The organism is Allobosea caraganae (genome assembly GCF_003351345.1).
GTDB lineage: Bacteria > Pseudomonadota > Alphaproteobacteria > Rhizobiales > Beijerinckiaceae > Allobosea > Allobosea caraganae.
In genome coordinates, this window is record NZ_QQTO01000005.1 from 1 (window position 1) to 17350 (window position 17350).

Below are 17350 nucleotides of genomic sequence, written 5' to 3' on the forward strand. Positions count from 1 at the left end.
TGTAGCCGGCGAGCGCGCCGAAGCGCAGGTTGTCGAAGACCGCGACGTCGCCGCCGACCATGAGCCCGCCGCTCGAGCGGGTCAGCTTGCCGGCGTTGCGGTCGCTCTCGCTGCGGCCCCAGGAGCCATAGCCCTGGCCCCAGAGCGCGAAGCGGTCGGACCTCAGCTTCGGCATCGGCCCGGTCGCGCTCGGGGCGAGGTCGGCCGTGAAGCCGTAGTTCATGGTCGCCATCGGCGCCGCGCCGACCGCGCCGAAGGCCGAGCGCAGCCGCCCCGTCGCCGCATCGCGCAGCGCCGAGCCCTCCTCGACCAGAACGCCCTTCGCCGAGGCGTGGATCTCGCCCGACAGCGCGTCGAAGGCGGCGCGGGCCGAGGGCGCGTCGAGCATCAGCAGGCTGTTGTAGAGCGCCAGCGTCCCGCCCATCTGCGGCAGCGTATCGAGCCCGTGGGCCGTGGCGAACTGGTTGCGCGTCCGGGCCACGGTCTCGAAGATCGCAGGCGGTGGAATTGGCGCCGGCGTGGGGCCGGCGCCAGGACCGGGATCGGTCGGGGTCTCAGGGGCGGGAGGCGTGACCGGCGGCGTGCCCGGATCGGGAGGGGGGACGGGATCGCTGCCTTTGACCTGGATGACGAGGTCGACCTGGTTTGGGCGGTGATCGAGCGCGAGGTCGAGGAAGGCCGATTGCGTCGCAGCACCGGTAAAGCTGCCGCCGACCCCGCCGGTCGCGGTGATGATGGTGTAGCGCTGGCCGTTGAGGTAGCTCGTCTGCGGGTCGAGCGCGCCGACAGCGACCCGGCTGCCGGCCACCGTGGCGCTGCCCGAGGCCACGATCCGGTCGGCGGCGCCGTTGCCGGCGATCTCGACGGCATAGGTCGAGCCCGGGGCGAGCACGAGGTTGCCGTTGATGGTGAGCGTGCCGATCGAATTGCCCGGCGAGATGGTGGCGCCGGACTGGACGGTCGTCGCGCCGACAACGCCGGTGCCGGCCAGAGTCGCGCCGTCCAGCACCGTGACCGCCGAGTTGGCGAGCGATCCGTTCACCGAGAGCTTTCCGGCCGCGACCACGGTCGAACCCGACAGGCCGCTGGTGCCGGTCAGGTCCAGGCTGCCGGCGCCGGCCTTGGCAAGGGAGCCGATGCCGTCGATGGCATTGGCGAAGCTGGCGTCGACCGCTTGGTCGATGACGAGCGCGGCATTGTTGAGGATCGCACCGCTGCCGAAGCTCGCGGCCTGGCCGCGTAGCGTGCCGGCCATGACCGTGGTGCCGCCCGCATAGCTGTTGACGCCGGTCAGGGTCGTCGTGCCCGAGCCCATCTGAAGCAGCGTGCCGCTGCCGGAGATGGTCCCGGCGAAGCTCACGGCATCCGAGCGGTTGAAGCCGAGCGTGGCATTGTTGACGACGTCGCCCTGGATCGAACCGGTCGTGCCGCCGGCGCCGATGAGCAGGCGGCCGGCGGAGACCGTGGTGCCGCCCGTGTAGCTGTTTGCCCCCGCGAGGATGAGCGTGCCGAGGTCGGACTTCACCAGCTCTGCGCTGCCAGTCAGGTTGGCGGCGATCGTCGCGGCATAGCTGGCGCCGTTGCCGGTGCCGTCTCCGACGCGGATCACGGATTGCGGCCCGGCCAAGATGATGTCGCCGCCCAGAACGGTATAGCCGTTGCTGGCGAACTGCATGCCAGCCGCCGTGACGGCGCCGAGGCTGTTGTCGACGGTGACGCTGCCGCCCGCGCTCTGGAAGATGGCGAAGCCCGGCTGCGGAGCCATGGCGGTGTTCAGCGCGCCATTGACGTCGGTCCAATTCGCGGCGGTCGCGCTCCAGGTGCCGGAGCCGCCGTCGATCACGCGGTTATCGGCGTTGCCGGCTGCGGCCCCATCCCAGAAATTGAACGGGCCCGTGGGCAGGGTCGCGGTGCTGACGAGGTTCACCTGTCCGGGAACCGCAGTCTGCACGGTATACTCCGCCACGATCGTCCCCGCCGGCACCGAGCCGATATCGAGGCCGTTATCGGTGAGGCCGCCGCCATAGCTCAGGATGCGATAGACGCCCGGCCCGAAGCCCGTGGCGGCAGAGATGTTAAGCGAGCCGTCGAGCACCAGGGCGCCAGTCACGTTGAACAGCGGCTGCGTGCCAGGGGCACCGAGCGTCGCGTCGATCCGCGCGCCCGGGGCAAGGTCGAGCGAGGCCATCGTCAAGGTCTGGCCCTGCATGCCGAGCAGCGTGCCCGCAACGCTGACCGTGCTCATAATGGTCCCGGTACCGCCCAGGGTGCCGTTCGTCTGGATCGTGGTCGTCGGGCTCGTCATCGTGCCGGATACGGAAAGAGCGCCGGACTGCACGGAGACGCTCGACGAGAAGGCGCCGGCGCCGTCGAGTTGCCAGGAGGCGCCCTGCATCGACAGGCTCTCGAAGGCGAGGAATTTTCCGATATCCTCGCTGCCGCTGCCGAGAAGCACGAGCGCGTCGGTTCCGCTGCCGCCCTGGACGTTTCCGGTCAGCGTGGAGCCGGTGTCGAGATTGAGGGTCCGGGCGAAGTTGCCCGCGAAGTTGATGGCGTTGACCGCTCCGGAGACGGTGCCGCTATTGGTCACCGTCCCGGCCCTCCCGAGATAGAGCCCGTCGCTGGCGATCGAGCGGATCGTGCCGGTATTGACGAAGGTTCCGCCGCCCGTCGCCTCGACTGCGCGCCTTGCGCCGGTCGCTCCCGTCGATTCGATCAGGCCGTCATTGGTGAAGGTCAGCGGCGCGCTCGCGCTGGCATAGACGCCGTTGAACGCACCGCTTATCCGGCCCGTGGCGGTATTGGTGACGGTGCTGGCACCGCCTTGCACGAGGACGCCGGCCGCGAAATTCGTCCCCGTGTTGATGATCGTGCCGGAGTTGATCACGGTGCGCGACGCGCCCTGGCCGACGGCGACGGCATTGCTGCTGTTATTGGCGGTGATGGTGCCACCGAAGAGGTTGGTGACGATGCCGCCGAAGCGCAGCGACACCAGGTCGCCGGCAGTCCCGGTCTGCGTGATCGTGCCGACATTCGTCACCGAGCCGGCTCCGGCAGTCGGAATGCCGATCATGATGGCGCTCAAGGCGGAGTTGATCGTGGCGCCGGCCTGGTTGTCGACGCTGCCACCGCCGGCCAGGGCGATGGCGTTGCTGACGGAGCCCGCGGTGATCGTGCCGAAATTGCTGACGGAGGAACCCGCAAACGACAGCGAGACCGTGTTGGCGAGCGAGGATGAGAGCGACCCGCGATTGGTCAGGGCCCAGGCGCTGGTGGTGGCGCGCATGGCGCCGGTCCCGGCGGCGTTGGTGACCGTGATCCCCGGCGATATCTCGACCGTAGAGCCGATCTGCGTATCCAGGTTCACACCGCCTGACACATTCGAGATGATATCGAGATCGGCGGCGGATGCGCTCGTCGCGGCGGCGATTGACGCCAGCGCCACCGTGCTCGCCAGTAGGAGATAAAGGGCGGGCTTTTTCCGCGCGAGATCGCTCGATCGGCTGATCTCTTCAAAGATATTCATCGATATTGGCCCCCGGCCACCGCCAACCCGATTCGATCGGCAGAAACATGGGACTATTTTAAGAAGTCGTGGTGGGTCGGCGCCCCCCCGGAAAAAGGAGGTTGCAAAAATAAACCCATGAATCGGGATCATATTCTACGAAATGCACCGCGAATAACGATTCGCGTGCTGGGGTATTGTTGGCGTCACATAGCTTTCATATAGAAATATGGAGCGATGGACATGCACGCGTTGCAGCCGCGCCAAGTCGTCTTGGCATCCCGCGCGCCACGCAGAGCTGTCATGATCTACAATCCTAAGAGCAAAAAATTCTACGTGAAGGCCAAAGAACTCCTCTTAATTTGCCCATCTCGATGCATTGGCAGGATATCCGGCGAATTTGTTCGCGTTTCTGAATTGCAACTCCCGAAAACGGGAGTTGCCGGAGAAATATGAACGCCATATTGGGCGCCGATAGTTGCCGTAGAGCAGCCTTCGCTGCAGTAGCGTAGAGTTTGGGGCTGCGTTCTCGCCGGTAGCCCGTCGTTGCCGTCAGTTCCGGTATTCATTCGATGGACCAGATCATGATCGAACGATATGCCGAAACACTGCTGGCCTGCTCGACGATGTCTGACGTCCAGCACGCCTTCGGCATCGCGATCGCCAATGACGGCTTTTTCACCTCGGCGGCGCGCGCCTTCACTCCAAGAAGCAAGCATCAGGTCGAAACATTCTTCCTGAACTGGCCAGAAGAGTGGAAGAAGCTGAGCATCGAGAGGCAATTCGTCAAAAAGAGCCCTGTCGTCAGCGAAGCGCGGCGGCGACATGCACCGTTCACTTGGGAGCAGCTCAAGGGGGAGCGGCTTTTCAGTGCCGAGGAGAACGAGGTTTGGGCCTTGGTCGTGGAATGGGGATGGACGGACGGTTTCGTCGTGCCGATCCATGGACCATGCGGCTATGCCGCCACTATCGCCATGGCGAGCAAGGAGAAGCAGCTCAAGCTCCCCCCGGCCACGAGGATGCGCCTCTATATGCTGGCGATCCTGACGCATGAACGCTGCCGCAGCCTGAGCAAGTTCCTGTCAGCCTCTCCCCTAGACGAAGCCTTGACCGCGCGCGAGCTCGAATGCCTCAAATGGGTCGCAGACGGCCAGACCGATGAGAGGATCGGCGTCATTCTCGGCATTTCGTCCGAGACCGTCCGATTTCACGTCGACAACGTCCGCGGCAAGCTCGGCGTGCGCAATCGCGCTCAGGCCGTCGCGCAGCTGTATCTGTCCGGCTTGCTGTGAATGGCCCGGCGGTTCAGGCCGGCGTCCATGGCCCAGCGGCTGAAAGCGATCCAAATTGGATATCGGCGACGGTCGAATGCCTGATCTGGTCACTCTCGATCGCACTTCGCACGATCAACCTCATTGCAGCTTCTGGTTCAGAGCATCGCGAAGCCCGTCGCCCAGGATATTGAAGCAGAGGACGACGACGAAGATGGCGAGGCCCGGAAACAGCGTCAGGTGATCGGCGACGCCGAGGTAGCTGCGCCCATCCGCCAGCATGGCGCCCCATTCGGAGCTTGGCGGTTGCGCCCCTAGCCCAATGAAAGACAGCGCCGCGCCGACGAGAATGGCCGAGCCGATGCGCAGGCTCATATAGACGATCACCGCCGGGAGGGCTCCGGGCAGGATATGATGGAGGATCAGCTTGAACCTGGACACGCCGATGCTGCGAGCCGCCTGAACGTACTGAGCCTGCTTCAGCACCAAAGTGCTGCCGCGGACGAGCCGGGCAAAAACCGGGACGCTGAACACGGCTACCGCCCAGATGACGTTTCCCACTCCCGGCCCGAGCAGGGCCACCACTGCGATGGCCAGCAGGAGACCGGGAAACGCGAACAGCACATCGCATAGCCGCATCAGAAGAGCATCGACCCAGCCGCCGCTCCAACCGCTGACGAGCCCCATGATCGTGCCGATGAGGCCACCGGCCAACGCCGAGATCAACCCTACGGCGAGGGAGACGCGGCCGCCCCAGATGATCCGGCTAAGGATGTCGCGGCCATAGGAATCGGTGCCGGCAAGATGGGCCGCGGACGGCGGCTGCAGAAGCGCGTCGTAGTCGGCGGCAGCAGGGTCGTAAGGCGCGATATAGGGCGCGAACACCGCGGCAAGGACGATGAGGACAATGAGCGCCGCCGCCAGGAGCGCAGTGTGCCTGCGACGAAAGCGCCGCCAGAATTCCCGGGCCGGCGAGCGGATGGCAGGCGCTGTCATGATCGCAACCGGATCGCGGGGTTCAGTACGCCGTAGAGGAGGTCGACCACGAGGTTTATGAGCACGAACTCGGCGGAAAGGAGCAGGATCAACGCCTGGATCACGGGATAGTCGCGGAACGCGATGCTGTCGACGAGCAGGCGGCCCAGGCCTGGCCAGGCGAACACCGTCTCGACCACGATTGCGCCGCCCAGCAGCGTCCCGAATTCCAGCCCCGTCAGGGTGACCACGGGGATCAACGCGTTGCGCGCCGCGTGGCGCCAGATCACGCGTCGTTCGGTCAGGCCCTTGCTGCGTGCCGTACGGACATAGTCTTCGCCGGCGACATCGACGAAGGCCGAGCGCGTGAAGCGGGCGAGCACGGCAGCCACCCCGACGCCAAGCGTGAATGATGGCATGAGGAGCGAACGCCATCCGTCGAAACCGCCTGTCGGCAGCCAGCCGAGATGCACTGAAAACAGATCGATGAGCAGCAGCCCAAGCCAAAAGCCGGGAAAGGACAGGCCCCCGATCGCCGCCAGCATGGCGGCCTGGTCCTGCCACCGCCCGCGTTTGACCCCGGCCCAAACGCCGAGCAAGCCCCCCGTCAGGGTCGCCCATCCCATCGCCGCCAGGGTGAGCCACAGGGTTGGCAGGAAGCGCGCCCCGATGACCTCGATCACCGGCTCATGCGTGCGGCTGGAGATGCCGAAATCGCCGCGAAGGGTCGCTCCGGCGTAGCGCAGGTACTGCTCTGAAATCGGTCGGTCGAGCCCGAGCGCTTCGCGCGCGGAGGCCACCTCCTGTTCCGTCGCATCCGCACCCGCCACCAGGCGCGCCGGATCGCCCGGCAACAGCCGGACGAAGCCGAACACGAACAGCGACACGGCGAACAGCACCGGCACGGCGCCGATGAGCCGCTTCAGGAAGAATGCGAGCATCGGCTCTCACTCCTCGCGTCGGCATTCAGCACAGCGTGCATCGCTTCGTCCTCAATAGAGACCTCCCACGCGGTGCCGGGCGACGTAGTGGCCCGGCCCGACCTGGATCAGCGGAGCCACGTCCGGCACGTCGTCCGGCGCCCGCAGCGGGCTTGGCACCTCCGTGTCGTCGATCGCGACCTCGTCCCGGCGCCGCGAGGGATCGGGCACCGGGACGGCGCTGAGCAGGCGGCGCGTATAGGCGTGTTGCGGCGAGGCGAGTACCGCCTGGCGCGGCCCGATCTCGACGAGCTGCCCGAGATACATCACTGCGACACGGTGGCTTATCCGTTCGACCACCGCCATGTCATGGGAGATGAACAGGCAGGCGAGGCCGAGCTTTCGCTGCAAGCCCATCAGCAGGTTGACGATCTGCGCGCGGATCGACACGTCGAGCGCCGCGACCGCCTCGTCGGCGATGATCAGTTGCGGCTCCGAGGCGAGGGCGCGCGCGATGCCGACGCGCTGGCACTGGCCGCCCGAGAGCTCGTGAGGATAGCGCGAGACGAACTCGCGCGGGAGGCCGACCAGGTCGAGCAGCTCTTCGACGCGGCGCATGACGGCCGCCCCTTTGAGGAGGCCATGGGTGCGTATCGGTTCCGCCACTGAGAAGCCGACCGTGAGGCGCGGATCCAGCGCGCTGAACGGATCCTGGAAGACATATTGGATGCCGCGTCGCGAAGCGCTGTCCGCGGCGGTATTCGGAGCCACCGTGAGGACGTCCTGGCCCCGGAACAGGATTCGCCCCGAGGAAGGCTCTTCGAGACGCACGATGCTGCGTCCGAGCGTGCTCTTGCCGCAGCCGCTTTCGCCGACCAGCGCGACCGTCTCGCCCGGATAGATGTCGAGGCTCACCTGCTCGACGGCGTGGACCCGGGCGCGGATTCCGCCCAGCATGCCCCGGATGTCGAACCGGGTGACGAGATCGCGGACCTCCAGCACCGGCGGCGCGGCGGTCACGGTATCCTGCGGTCCGGTCGGCGCGGGCGGTTCCGGGAACGGCACCGGCAGAGCCTCGTCGTTGAGGCTGCCGAGCACCGGCACGGCTGCAAGCAGGCTGCGCGTATAGGGATGGGAGGGCGCGGCGAAGAGGGCGCCGACCGTGCCCTCTTCGAGGCGTTCGCCGGCGCGCATCACCACGACGCGATCGGCGAGTTCGGCCACCACCCCCATGTCGTGCGTGATGAACAGCAGGCCGGTGCCGAGGTCGCGCTGGAGCTCGCGCAACAGGCGCAGCACCTGCGCCTGGACGGTGACGTCGAGCGCGGTCGTCGGCTCGTCGGCGATGAGAAGCCGCGGCCGGCTCGCCAGCGCAATCGCAATCATCGCCCGCTGCCGCATGCCGCCCGAGATCTCGAACGGATAGGCGCGCAATTGCCGGGGCGCGTCGGGGATGCGGACGCGTTCGAGCAGGCGTCGCGCCTCGGCCAGAGCCGCCGTCCGGTCGAGCCGGCGGTGCTGCACGATGGCTTCGGCGATCTGGTCGCCGATCCGCATGACCGGGTTGAGCGAGCTCATCGGCTGCTGGAACACCATGGCGATCTCGGGGCCGCGCAGCCCCCGCATCGCCTCCGCATCCTCCTGCGCGAGATCGCGGACCTTGCCGCCATTGTCGCGATAGAGGATCCGCCCGGAATCGATCCGGCCGGGCCCATAGTCGAGAAGCCGGGTGATCGCCAGCGAGGCGACGGACTTGCCGGAGCCGGATTCACCGACCAGCGCCACGGTCTCGCCCGGCCGGACCGCCAGCCGGAGGTCGCGAACCACGGTCGTCCGGCCTCTCCCGGCTGGAAAGCTGACCGAGAGATCCTGGACGTCGAGCAGTTCCGGGTCGGCCATTGCGAACGCGACCTACTTCAGGTCGGCTTCCTCATAGGTCAGGGCCGTATCGGGCTGCTGGGTGAGACCGGTCAGGCGCTTGTCGCGCCCGGCCACGAGCGTGTTGACCGAGAGGAAGATCCACGGCGCCTGCTGCCAGACCACCTTCTGGACCTCGTCATAGGCCACCTTGCGCTGGACGGGGTCGGCCGTGGACAGCCCCTTCTGGATCGCCGCGTCGACCTCATCGTTCTTGAAGTAGGAGAGGTTGTAGAGCGCCGGCGGGTAGCTGCGGCTCGACAGCAGCGGCCGCAGCGCCCAGTCGGCGTCGCCGGTCGAGGGCGCCCAGCTGCCGAAGAACATGCGCACCTCGGCCTCCTCCGGGGTCTTGGCGCCCCACAGCCGTGTGGTCGCAACGCCGGCCTCGAGCGGATTGACCGCGACCTTCACGCCGATGACGGCCAGCTGCTGCTGCAGGAACTGCGAGGCCCGGTTGTTCAGCGTGTTGCTGAAGTTCCAGATCTCGGTCTCGAACCCGTTCGGATAGCCCGCTTCCGCCAGCAACTGCTTGGCCTTGGCAGGATCATAAGGCCAGACGCCCTGCTTGCTGTAGAAGGCGATGCCCGGCGCCACCGGCGCATCCATGGGGATCCCGAAGCCGTTATAGACGACCTTGATGAAGGCCGTCTTGTCGATCGCGTAGTTCAGGGCCTGTCTGACGCGCGGATCGTCGAACGGCTTCTTGCGGGTGTTGAGAGCGACATACTGCACCACGATCGACGGTGTCTTGTCGATGGCGAGGCGTTCGTCGCGCTCGATGAGCTGCACCGTCTCAGGGGGCAGGGGAAACACGAACTGCGCCTCGCCCGAACGCAGCAGGGCCAGCCGGGCGCCGCTTTCGGGAATGCTGCGGATGGTGACGCCGTCGAGCCGCGGCAGGCCCTGACGCCAGTATTGCGGGTTGCGCGCGGCCTTGAGCGTGTCCGGCGTCCAGCTGGTGAAGACGAAGGGGCCGGTGCCGACCGGGTGGCGCGAGATCTCGGACCCGTATTGCGCGATGGCCTTGGGGCTCAGGATGGAGGCTCCGGTATGGGCGAGATAGTTGAGCAGCACACCCGATGGCGCCTTCAGGACGAGGCGGATGGTGAACTCGTCCACGACCTCGACCTTGTCGACGGCCTCCAGCAGGCTCTGGCGCTTGAGCCGGTTGGCCGGATCGCGCAGCCGATCGTAGTTCAGCTTGACAGCGGCGGCATCGAAGGACGTGCCGTCGTGGAATTTGACGCCGCGCCGCAGGTGGACCGTGTACTGGGTCGAGTCGCTGTTGACCTCGGTGCTCTCGGCCAGCACCGGAACGAGCTTCAGATCGCGGTCGAAGCCATAGAGCCCTTGGAAGAAAAGGCGGGTGGCCGAAAGCGAGACCGAGTCGTTGAGATCGGTCGGATCGAGGCCGAGAATGTTGTCGCCGACACCGACGGTGATCTGCCCGGCCGCCAGCGACGGGCTGGCAAGTCCCAAGGCGGCGGCAACGGCCAAGGACCGAAATGCATTGCTGATGCGACCGAATGATATCGGCATGAAAGCGACTCCAGATCGTTCTTAAAAAAGAACAGCTGCCGGGTTTTACGATTTCAGTGCAGCGAGAGTCCATCGCGGTACACGCAATGGCGCTTCCAAATTTCGACATGCCGGAGAAAAACGTTCTTTATTTCGACCGGGGCGGCCTGCCTCCGGCGCTGAAGAGCGGGACCGCAGCGCGATCGGCCAATGGCCGGGGCTTCAGACTTTTTTGCTCTAGCGGCATGCCCCGGCCGGTCTGGAGATGGGGCCGTTTCGGCTGACCCCGCCGGATTCGCGACATTTGGCGTGAGCCGCGCATCGGCGACGCGCTGGGCCTGCCTCCGGTTGATCGACGAGGCGGGACCCCTGCAAGGACGGCAGCCAAGGACCGCAAGAAGCGGCGAGAAAAAATTCGAATGCTTATAGTTGACTAATTTTATAAACTAATAGGATTAATGGGGCGGAGGTCGATCGATGCGCAACATGAAGAAGGGGCAGCAGCTTTCGCCCGGAGCCTGGTTCCGGGCGGCCATCGCGTCGCCGGCCGGCCGGCGGGAGCAGCCTTCGATTTTCATCATGTCACCGACATCGCCCAGGCGGCGGAGCGGGACCTTCGCCTCCTTGTCGACAGTTCGCGGTTCCCCGCGAAGGCGGAATTCCTCGCCAAGACGTCGTGACCACTTTCCCGAAGAACTTCTTCCTCAAAGACCGAAAGGCTGATGCCATGACCTATTTGCCCACCATCTCGCGCCGTGCGGTGCTCGGCCTCGTCGCCGGCGCTGCGCTCCTGCCCTCGCTTGCCTTTGCCCAGCAGTCGTTCGACCTCACCTCCGCGCAGAAGGACCAGCCGCGCGCCGAGGTCGTGCCCGAGGCGGTCAAGCTGCTCGGCAAGGACGTGAAGCTCGCCAAGCCCGGCACGTTCACCATCGCGACCACCGGCCAGCGTCTGCCCTTCGGCATCAACGCGGCCGACGACCACAAGACGATCGTGGGCTCGGAGCCCGACATCGCGCGGCTGATCGCCGACGGGCTCGGCCTCAAGCTGGAGGTGGTGCAAGTGGCCTGGGCCGACTGGCCGCTGGGCGTGGCCTCGGGCAAGTACGACGCGGCGATCTCCAACGTCACCGTCACCGAGCAGCGCAAGGAGAAGTTCGACTTCTCGACCTACCGCAAGGACCAGCTCGGCTTCTACGTCTCGGCCAAGAGCGCGATCAAGGAGATCTCCAAGCCCGAGGACGTCGCCGGCCTCAAGGTGATCGTCGGCGCCGGCACCAATCAGGAGCAGATCCTGCTGCGCTGGATCAAGGCCAACGAGGCCAGAGGCCTGAAGGCCACCGAGGTTCAGTATTTCGACGATGACGTCGTGCTCTATATCGCGCTGGAATCGGGCCGCGCCGATGCGTATTTCGGACCCAACGGCACGCTCGGCTTCAAGGCCGCGCAGACCGGGAGCACGCGTCTCGTCGGCTCCTTCTCCGGCGGCTGGCCGGAGCTCGCCGAGATCGCGGTGACGACGAGGAAGGGGTCCGGCATCGCCGAGGCCATCACCGCCGTGCTCAACGCGCAGATCAAAAGCGGCAACTACCAGAAATCACTGGCGCGCTGGGGCCTTGCGCCCGAGGCGATCGACGTCTCGCGCACCAATCCGCCGGGCCTGCCCAAGAGCTGAGAGACCGTCTGATACTTCTAGTGGCGCGGCCGTCTGACGCGACTGTCTGCGCTTCCGGTGCTCACGTACAAGAGTACGCTCCGCTCCGGTTCTCGACAGCCACGCCAGCCAGCTCACGCCAGCGAAGTCTCAGGCGGTCTCTGGGATCGCCGCGACATAAGCAAAATCTCGGCGGCTCCGGCGCACTTTCGCGCCGGAACCGGACTGGTGCGTGAGCCGCATCTATCGCAAGTCTACGGAGCTCGCAGCTATCATGATCCGGCAAACGGCTGATGTCGTCGTCCTCGGCCTCGGCGCCATGGGTTCGGCCACCTTGTTCCAGCTCGCCTCGCGCGGAGCCGACGTCCTCGGCGTCGATCAGTTCCACCCCCCGCATGAGCTGGGTTCGAGCCATGGCGAGACGCGCGTGACGCGCCTCGCCGTGGCCGAGGGAACGGCGCTTGCGCCGCTGGTGCGCCGCTCGCACGAGATTTGGAAGGAGCTGGAGGCCCGCACGGGCGAAAGCCTGTTCGGGCAGGTCGGCTTCCTGGCGATCTCCAGCGAGCCGCCGCGATCCGGCGCGGCCGACTATATCGAGCGCACGCTCGCCGTTGCCCAACGCGGCGGCGTCGCGCATGAGCTGATCGACCCGGCCGAGGCGCGCCGCCGCCATCCCTGGCTCAACGTCGCCGAGAGTGATCGCATCTATTTCGAGCCGGAGGGCGGTTATCTGCGCCCTGAGCGCTGCGTCGCGGCGCAGCTTCGGCTCGCCACCGAGGCAGGCGCGCGCCTCGCGCTCGACACGCGGGTGGGCGCCATCATCCCGCGCGGCGATCATGTGGAGATCGAGACCGACAAGGGAACCATCCTCGCGGGCCGGGTCGTGGTCAGCGCCGGAGCCTGGGCGGGTCAGCTGCTCGGCGCGGGCTTTTCCGCATTGCTGCGCCCCACGCGCGAGATTCTGCACTGGTATGACCTCGAGCCCTCCGCCCCGGCGGAATGGGCGCAGGCGCCGGTCTATATCTGGTCCTACGGCCCGGGCGCGGAGCAGGGCTTCTACGGCTTCCCCGCCAGCGACGGCGCGGTGAAGGTGGCTCATGGCGAGAAGACGCGCTTCGTCGATCCCGACAGCTTCGACCGATCGAGCGAGGAGGCCGAATCGCGCGATTTTTATGCTCGCGCCATCGATGGTCGGCTGAAAGGGCTGCGCGCCGATGCCTCGCGCCGCAAGACCTGCCTCTACACCGTGTCGCCGGATGGCGGCTTCGTCATCGACCACTGGCCGGAGAGCGAGCGCGTGCTCGTCGTATCGCCCTGCTCGGGCCACGGCTTCAAGCATTCGGCCGCGATCGGCGAGGCGGTCAGCCAGCGCCTCCTAGATGGCGCGAGCCGCATCGATCTGTCCGCCTTCGGGCTTGAGAGGTTCTCGGTGGCTTGATGGTAGAGACAAATAGTCCATCGATAAAGTATATTAATATTGACGGGGATGCATGAGGACGCCTATCCCAGAGGCTGGCCGTTGACGCATCCGGCCTGTGCGCGGGTATTCGGCTTCAGGAGACGACATGGGCATGGGATCATGGAGCGCGAAGAGGGCCGGCCGGACTGTCGGCTTCCTGGCGGGCGCGGCATTCTGCCTTTTGTCGATGTTCAGCGTGGGAAGCCGCGCAGCCGACACGCCGGCTCCGGTGCGGGGAGGGACGCTCAACGTAGGCCTGGCGACCGACACGGCGATCATCGACCCTTCGATCACAGGCAGCTCGATCACCGCGCTGATCGCCCGCAACGTGGTGGATTCGCTGGTGGGCCAGGCCGAGGACAACCGCTTCACGCCCTGGCTGGCCGAGCGCTGGGAGGTCAATGGCGACAACAGCGTCTACACCTTCCATCTCCGCCAGGGAGTGACGTTCAGCGACGGGACGGCGCTGGACGCGGCCGCCGTGAAATACAATTTCGACCGTATCCTCGATCCGAAGACCACCTCGAGCTACGCGAAATCATTGCTTGGTCCCATCGAGGCGATCACGGCGCCGGACGCGCGCACCCTCGTGATCAAGTACCGGCAACCTTTCGCACCATTGCTTCAGGGGCTGGGCCTGCCTTATCTCGGCATCCAGTCGCCGACCTATCTGCAGAATGCGGCCAGTACGACCAACACCGTGGTCGGCTCCGGCCCCTTCGTGCTGGACAGCTTCACCAAAGGCAGCGGCAGCCGGTTGAGCCGCCGGGCCGACTACAATTGGGGCCCAGGCTATGCCGCCCATACCGGCCCCGCGCATCTGGACGCCATCGTGTTCAGGTATCTGCCTGAATCCTCCGTCCGCCTGGGGGCGCTGAGCAGCGGGCAGTTGCAGGCGATCGATGAGGTCCCGCCGGCGAACTTCAGGGCGGTCCAGGCCAATGACCGGCTGCGGGTCGTCACGCGGGAGAATCCCGGCGTCAACCGGGCCTTCTTCCTCAACACGACCAAGGGGCCTTTCCAGGACGTCAAAGTCCGTCAGGCCTTCCAAAGCGCAGCAGACATCGCCTCGGGTGTGAAGGCGGCCTATTTCGGCAGCCTCAAGCCGGCCGACAACATCCTGGGACCCTCGACCCTCTATTACGATGCCGGCATCGCCGCCAAATGGGGCCTGGACCTTGCCAAGGCGAACCGGCTGCTCGACGAGGCGGGATGGGCGAAAAAGGATGCCGACGGCATCCGCGCAAAGGACGGCCAACGTCTGAGCGTGCAATTCGTCTACGACAGCGCCGCGCTGGGCGGCACGGACACCACGCTGGTCCAGGCGATCCAGTTTTCCGTGCGGAAGGCGGGCATCGAGCTGAAGCTCGATCCGGTGGACGCGGGCGGCTACACCGCTCGCACGGCGGCCAACGACTATGATCTCGCGTCCCTCTATTATGTCCGGGCCGAGCCCGACATCCTGCGGACGGTGTTCCACTCCGCCTACGTCCCGCCGAACGGCGCCAATGTGGCGCGGATCAAGAGCCTCGACGACAAGCTGAGCAAGGCGATCGGAGCTTCGGACGCGGAGCGCAAGCGCCTCTATGCCGAAATCCAGACCGAGATCGTCGAGCAGGTCTATGCGGTGCCGCTTTACGTCGCGGCGTATCAGCTCGGCGCTTCGAAGACGCTTCACGGCATCAGTTGGGCCACGAACGCGAAGCCCAATTTCTACGATGCCTGGCTCAGTCCGTAAGCTGGCCCGCCTGGGCTTCCGACGCCTCGGCGTCGTGCTGGCCGTGCTCTGGGGCGCGGCCACGATCGCCTTCATCGCCGTCAAGCTGATCCCCGGCGATCCGGTTTCGGTGCTTACAGGCGGCGAGAACGTCGTGGATGAAGCCGAACGGGCCGTTCTCATCCAGCAATACGGCCTGGATCAGCCATTGATCGTGCAATACGCGCATTACCTTGGCAATGCGCTCATCGGCAATTTCGGGCAGAGCTACCAGTACCGCCAGCCGGTCGCCGAGGTGATCTTCGAAGCGGCGGTCCCGACCCTGCAGCTTGCCGGCTGCGCGATCGTCCTGGCGCTGTGTCTTGCCGTGAGCAGCGCGCTGGCCACCGCCGGTCGCCGCAAGGGGTTGCGGGTCGCACTCTCCGGCCTCGAACTCGTGCTGCTGAGCACGCCGGTCTACTGGATCGGCATCGTCCTGCTGACGTTGTTCAGCTTCCAGCTGCAATGGTTCCCCGTGACCGGCGGGGAGGGGGCTGCCGCGCTCGTCCTGCCCAGCGTGGCCTTGAGCCTGCCGCTGGCGGCGTTGCTCGGCCAGGTGCTGCGGGACGGGCTGGAGGAGGCGCTGTCGCAACCCTTCGCCCTCACGGTGCGGGCACGGGGCGTCGGAGAGACTGCGCTGCGGATCCGGCACGGCCTGCGCCATGCCGCGCTGGCGGCATCGACCTTGACCGGGACGCTTCTGGCCGGCGTGCTCAGCGGCTCGATCCTGACTGAGACGGTGTTCGGCCGCTCCGGCATCGGCCAGATCACGCTGCAGGCCATCAAGACGCGCGACATGCCGCTCGTGCTCGGGCTGGTGATGCTCTCGGCGCTGGTGTTCGTCATCGTCAATCTGCTGGTCGACGCCCTCTACGTGGTGATCGATCCCCGCTTGCGGCGAACCGCGCCATGAGCGGCGAGGAATTGCTGCAGGGGACGGCGCCGCACTCTGTTCGCGGCGGTCACCGCCACCCGTGGCGCGCGCCGGGCCTGCTGCTCCCCTTGGCTTTCGTGGTGCTTCTCGGCTTCGCGGTATGCGCCCCGCACTGGTTCACCGCGCTGGAGCCCGACGCTGTGGATACCGGCACGATCCTGCTGCCGCCGGGTCCAAGCCACTGGTTCGGCACGGACCAGCTCGGGCGGGACCTGTTCTCCCGCGTCGTTTACGGCACGTCGCAATCCTTGAGCATCGGCATCGGCGCGACGCTGGTGGCCTGCATCGGCGGCATCCTGCTGGGCACCGCGGCTGCGCTGGCGCCGGCGGCGATCAGCCGGCCGCTGGTGCGGGTCATCGACATCCTGCTGGCCTTTCCCGAATTGCTGCTGGCCTTGCTGGTCATCGCCGTGCTCGGGCGCGGCCCGATGAACACCCTGCTCGCAGTCGGGCTGTCGAGCATTGCGGGCTATGCCAGGCTCGTGCGTTCGCAGGTCCTGCAGGTGAAGCTTTCGGGCTATGTCGAGCATGCGGTGACGCTCGGCGAGCATCCCTGGAGCGTCATCACCCGGCACATCGTGCCCAACACCACCCGCCCGCTGCTGATCCTGGCGACGATCGGGGTGGGCGGCTCGGTGCTTTCGGCTTCGTCATTGAGTTTCCTGGGGCTCGGGGTGGTGCCGCCTGCGGCGGAATGGGGCGCGCTCCTCGCGGATGGCCGCAACTTCCTCGATATCGCGCCCTGGGTCAGCCTGCTGCCCGCCACGGTCGTGGCGGTCTCGGTGATCGCGATCACCTTGCTGGGGCGCCGCCTGCAAACCCTGCTGGCCAGGGGAGACGTGCCGTGAACGCTCCCGTGTTCCCCAGTCGCGAGGCGGCGTTGCCGGCTACGTCCGGCTTGTCGCCGCTGCTCCGCGTCGAGGGATTGCATGTCGCCTTCCCCACTGCGCAGGGCATGGTCGAGGCGGTTCGGGACATGTCCTTTCAGATAGCTGCCGGTGAGATCCTCGCGCTCGTCGGGGAGTCCGGCTCGGGGAAGTCGGTGACGGCCCGCGCCCTCGTCGGCCTGGCCGGGCCGTCGGCACGAGTACGGGCGCTGGACCTGTCGCTCTCCGGCCGCGACGAGCGGCGTCTCGATCTGCGCCGCCTTTCTCCGCAAGCCTGGGGGCAGGTCCGCGGCCGGGAAATCGGTTTGGTGCTGCAGGACGCGCTGGTGTCGCTGGACCCTCTCCGCACCGTGGGGCGAGAGGTTGCGGAACCCATCCTCGCTCACGACCTGCTGCCCAGAGCGCAGGTGGCCGAAGCGGTCGAGGCCCTTCTGCTGTGCGCCGGCATCCCCGACCCGCAGCTCCGGGCCGCCCAATATCCGCATGAACTCTCCGGCGGATTGCGGCGCAGCCCCGGTTTCTGATCGCGGACGAGCCCACGACGGCACTGGACGTCA

Annotated in this window: 12 protein-coding genes; 7 read left to right on the forward strand and 5 right to left on the reverse strand. The window is 66.6% G+C overall.

Annotated features, from left to right (window positions below):
• Positions 1-3445 (reverse strand): autotransporter outer membrane beta-barrel domain-containing protein (locus DWF00_RS02090; RefSeq protein WP_147283737.1); only part of this gene is annotated, 3445 nt, incomplete at its 3' end.
• A 632-nt stretch (positions 3446-4077) separates the two neighbouring features.
• On the opposite strand from DWF00_RS02090, the gene DWF00_RS02095 reads away from it, so the two are divergent.
• Positions 4078-4797 (forward strand): helix-turn-helix transcriptional regulator, encoded by a 720-nt coding sequence (locus DWF00_RS02095; protein ID WP_114830729.1) that lies wholly within the window; start codon positions 4078-4080, stop codon positions 4795-4797.
• Positions 4798-4917: 120 nt separating this feature from the next.
• On the opposite strand, the gene DWF00_RS02100 is transcribed toward DWF00_RS02095, so the two are convergent.
• Genes DWF00_RS02100 through DWF00_RS02115 form a run of 4 tightly spaced genes read right to left on the reverse strand, consistent with a single transcriptional unit; the run spans position 4918 to position 10127 of the window.
• Entirely contained in the window at positions 4918-5772 is an 855-nt protein-coding gene (locus tag DWF00_RS02100) for an ABC transporter permease (protein ID WP_114830730.1), read from the reverse strand.
• Positions 5769-6692 carry an ABC transporter permease subunit gene (locus DWF00_RS02105; RefSeq protein WP_114830731.1) on the reverse strand — a complete coding sequence of 308 codons (924 nt, stop codon included), beginning with the start codon at positions 6690-6692 and terminating at the stop codon, positions 5769-5771. The genes DWF00_RS02100 and DWF00_RS02105 overlap by 4 nt, the downstream gene beginning before the upstream one ends.
• A 51-nt stretch (positions 6693-6743) precedes the next feature.
• Positions 6744-8570, reverse strand: a complete 1827-nt coding sequence (locus DWF00_RS02110) for an ABC transporter ATP-binding protein (RefSeq protein ID WP_114830732.1) — start codon at positions 8568-8570, stop codon at positions 6744-6746.
• Between the two features lie 12 nt (positions 8571-8582).
• Positions 8583-10127, reverse strand: a complete 1545-nt coding sequence (locus tag DWF00_RS02115; RefSeq protein ID WP_114830733.1) for a glutathione ABC transporter substrate-binding protein — start codon at positions 10125-10127, stop codon at positions 8583-8585.
• 706 nt (positions 10128-10833) lie between these two features.
• Here DWF00_RS02115 and DWF00_RS02125 point away from each other — a divergent pair.
• From DWF00_RS02125 to DWF00_RS29760, 6 genes are all read left to right on the forward strand, one after another.
• Complete coding sequence (locus DWF00_RS02125) at positions 10834-11778, forward strand: ABC transporter substrate-binding protein (protein WP_114830952.1); 945 nt, start codon at positions 10834-10836, stop codon at positions 11776-11778.
• A gap of 253 nt (positions 11779-12031) precedes the next feature.
• Positions 12032-13195 (forward strand): N-methyl-L-tryptophan oxidase, encoded by a 1164-nt coding sequence (gene solA, locus DWF00_RS02130; RefSeq protein ID WP_114830735.1) that lies wholly within the window; start codon positions 12032-12034, stop codon positions 13193-13195.
• 208 nt (positions 13196-13403) lie between these two features.
• Complete coding sequence (locus DWF00_RS02135; protein ID WP_114830953.1) at positions 13404-14954, forward strand: ABC transporter substrate-binding protein; 1551 nt, start codon at positions 13404-13406, stop codon at positions 14952-14954.
• Positions 14935-15885 (forward strand): ABC transporter permease, encoded by a 951-nt coding sequence (locus DWF00_RS02140; protein ID WP_114830736.1) that lies wholly within the window; start codon positions 14935-14937, stop codon positions 15883-15885. Before DWF00_RS02135 ends, DWF00_RS02140 begins: the two co-directional genes overlap by 20 nt.
• On the forward strand, positions 15882-16754 hold the full coding sequence (locus DWF00_RS02145; protein ID WP_114830737.1) for an ABC transporter permease: 873 nt from the start codon (positions 15882-15884) through the stop codon (positions 16752-16754). The genes DWF00_RS02140 and DWF00_RS02145 overlap by 4 nt, the downstream gene beginning before the upstream one ends.
• Positions 16751-17317, forward strand: coding sequence for an ATP-binding cassette domain-containing protein (locus DWF00_RS29760; protein ID WP_245973713.1), 567 nt, complete (start codon positions 16751-16753; stop codon positions 17315-17317). The genes DWF00_RS02145 and DWF00_RS29760 overlap by 4 nt, the downstream gene beginning before the upstream one ends.
• Positions 17318-17350 lie beyond the last annotated feature (33 nt).

Coding starts and splice junctions, on each gene's coding strand:
- DWF00_RS02125 (WP_114830952.1), top strand. CDS start 10,834: ATGACCTATTTGCCCACCATCTCGCGCCGTGCGGTGCTCGGCCTCGTC.
- DWF00_RS02115 (WP_114830733.1), bottom strand. CDS start 10,127: ATGCCGATATCATTCGGTCGCATCAGCAATGCATTTCGGTCCTTGGCC.
- solA (WP_114830735.1), top strand. CDS start 12,032: ATGATCCGGCAAACGGCTGATGTCGTCGTCCTCGGCCTCGGCGCCATG.
- DWF00_RS02100 (WP_114830730.1), bottom strand. CDS start 5,772: ATGACAGCGCCTGCCATCCGCTCGCCGGCCCGGGAATTCTGGCGGCGC.
- DWF00_RS02110 (WP_114830732.1), bottom strand. CDS start 8,570: ATGGCCGACCCGGAACTGCTCGACGTCCAGGATCTCTCGGTCAGCTTT.
- DWF00_RS02095 (WP_114830729.1), top strand. CDS start 4,078: ATGGACCAGATCATGATCGAACGATATGCCGAAACACTGCTGGCCTGC.
- DWF00_RS02145 (WP_114830737.1), top strand. CDS start 15,882: ATGAGCGGCGAGGAATTGCTGCAGGGGACGGCGCCGCACTCTGTTCGC.
- DWF00_RS02135 (WP_114830953.1), top strand. CDS start 13,404: ATGTTCAGCGTGGGAAGCCGCGCAGCCGACACGCCGGCTCCGGTGCGG.
- DWF00_RS02105 (WP_114830731.1), bottom strand. CDS start 6,692: ATGCTCGCATTCTTCCTGAAGCGGCTCATCGGCGCCGTGCCGGTGCTG.
- DWF00_RS02140 (WP_114830736.1), top strand. CDS start 14,935: ATGCCTGGCTCAGTCCGTAAGCTGGCCCGCCTGGGCTTCCGACGCCTC.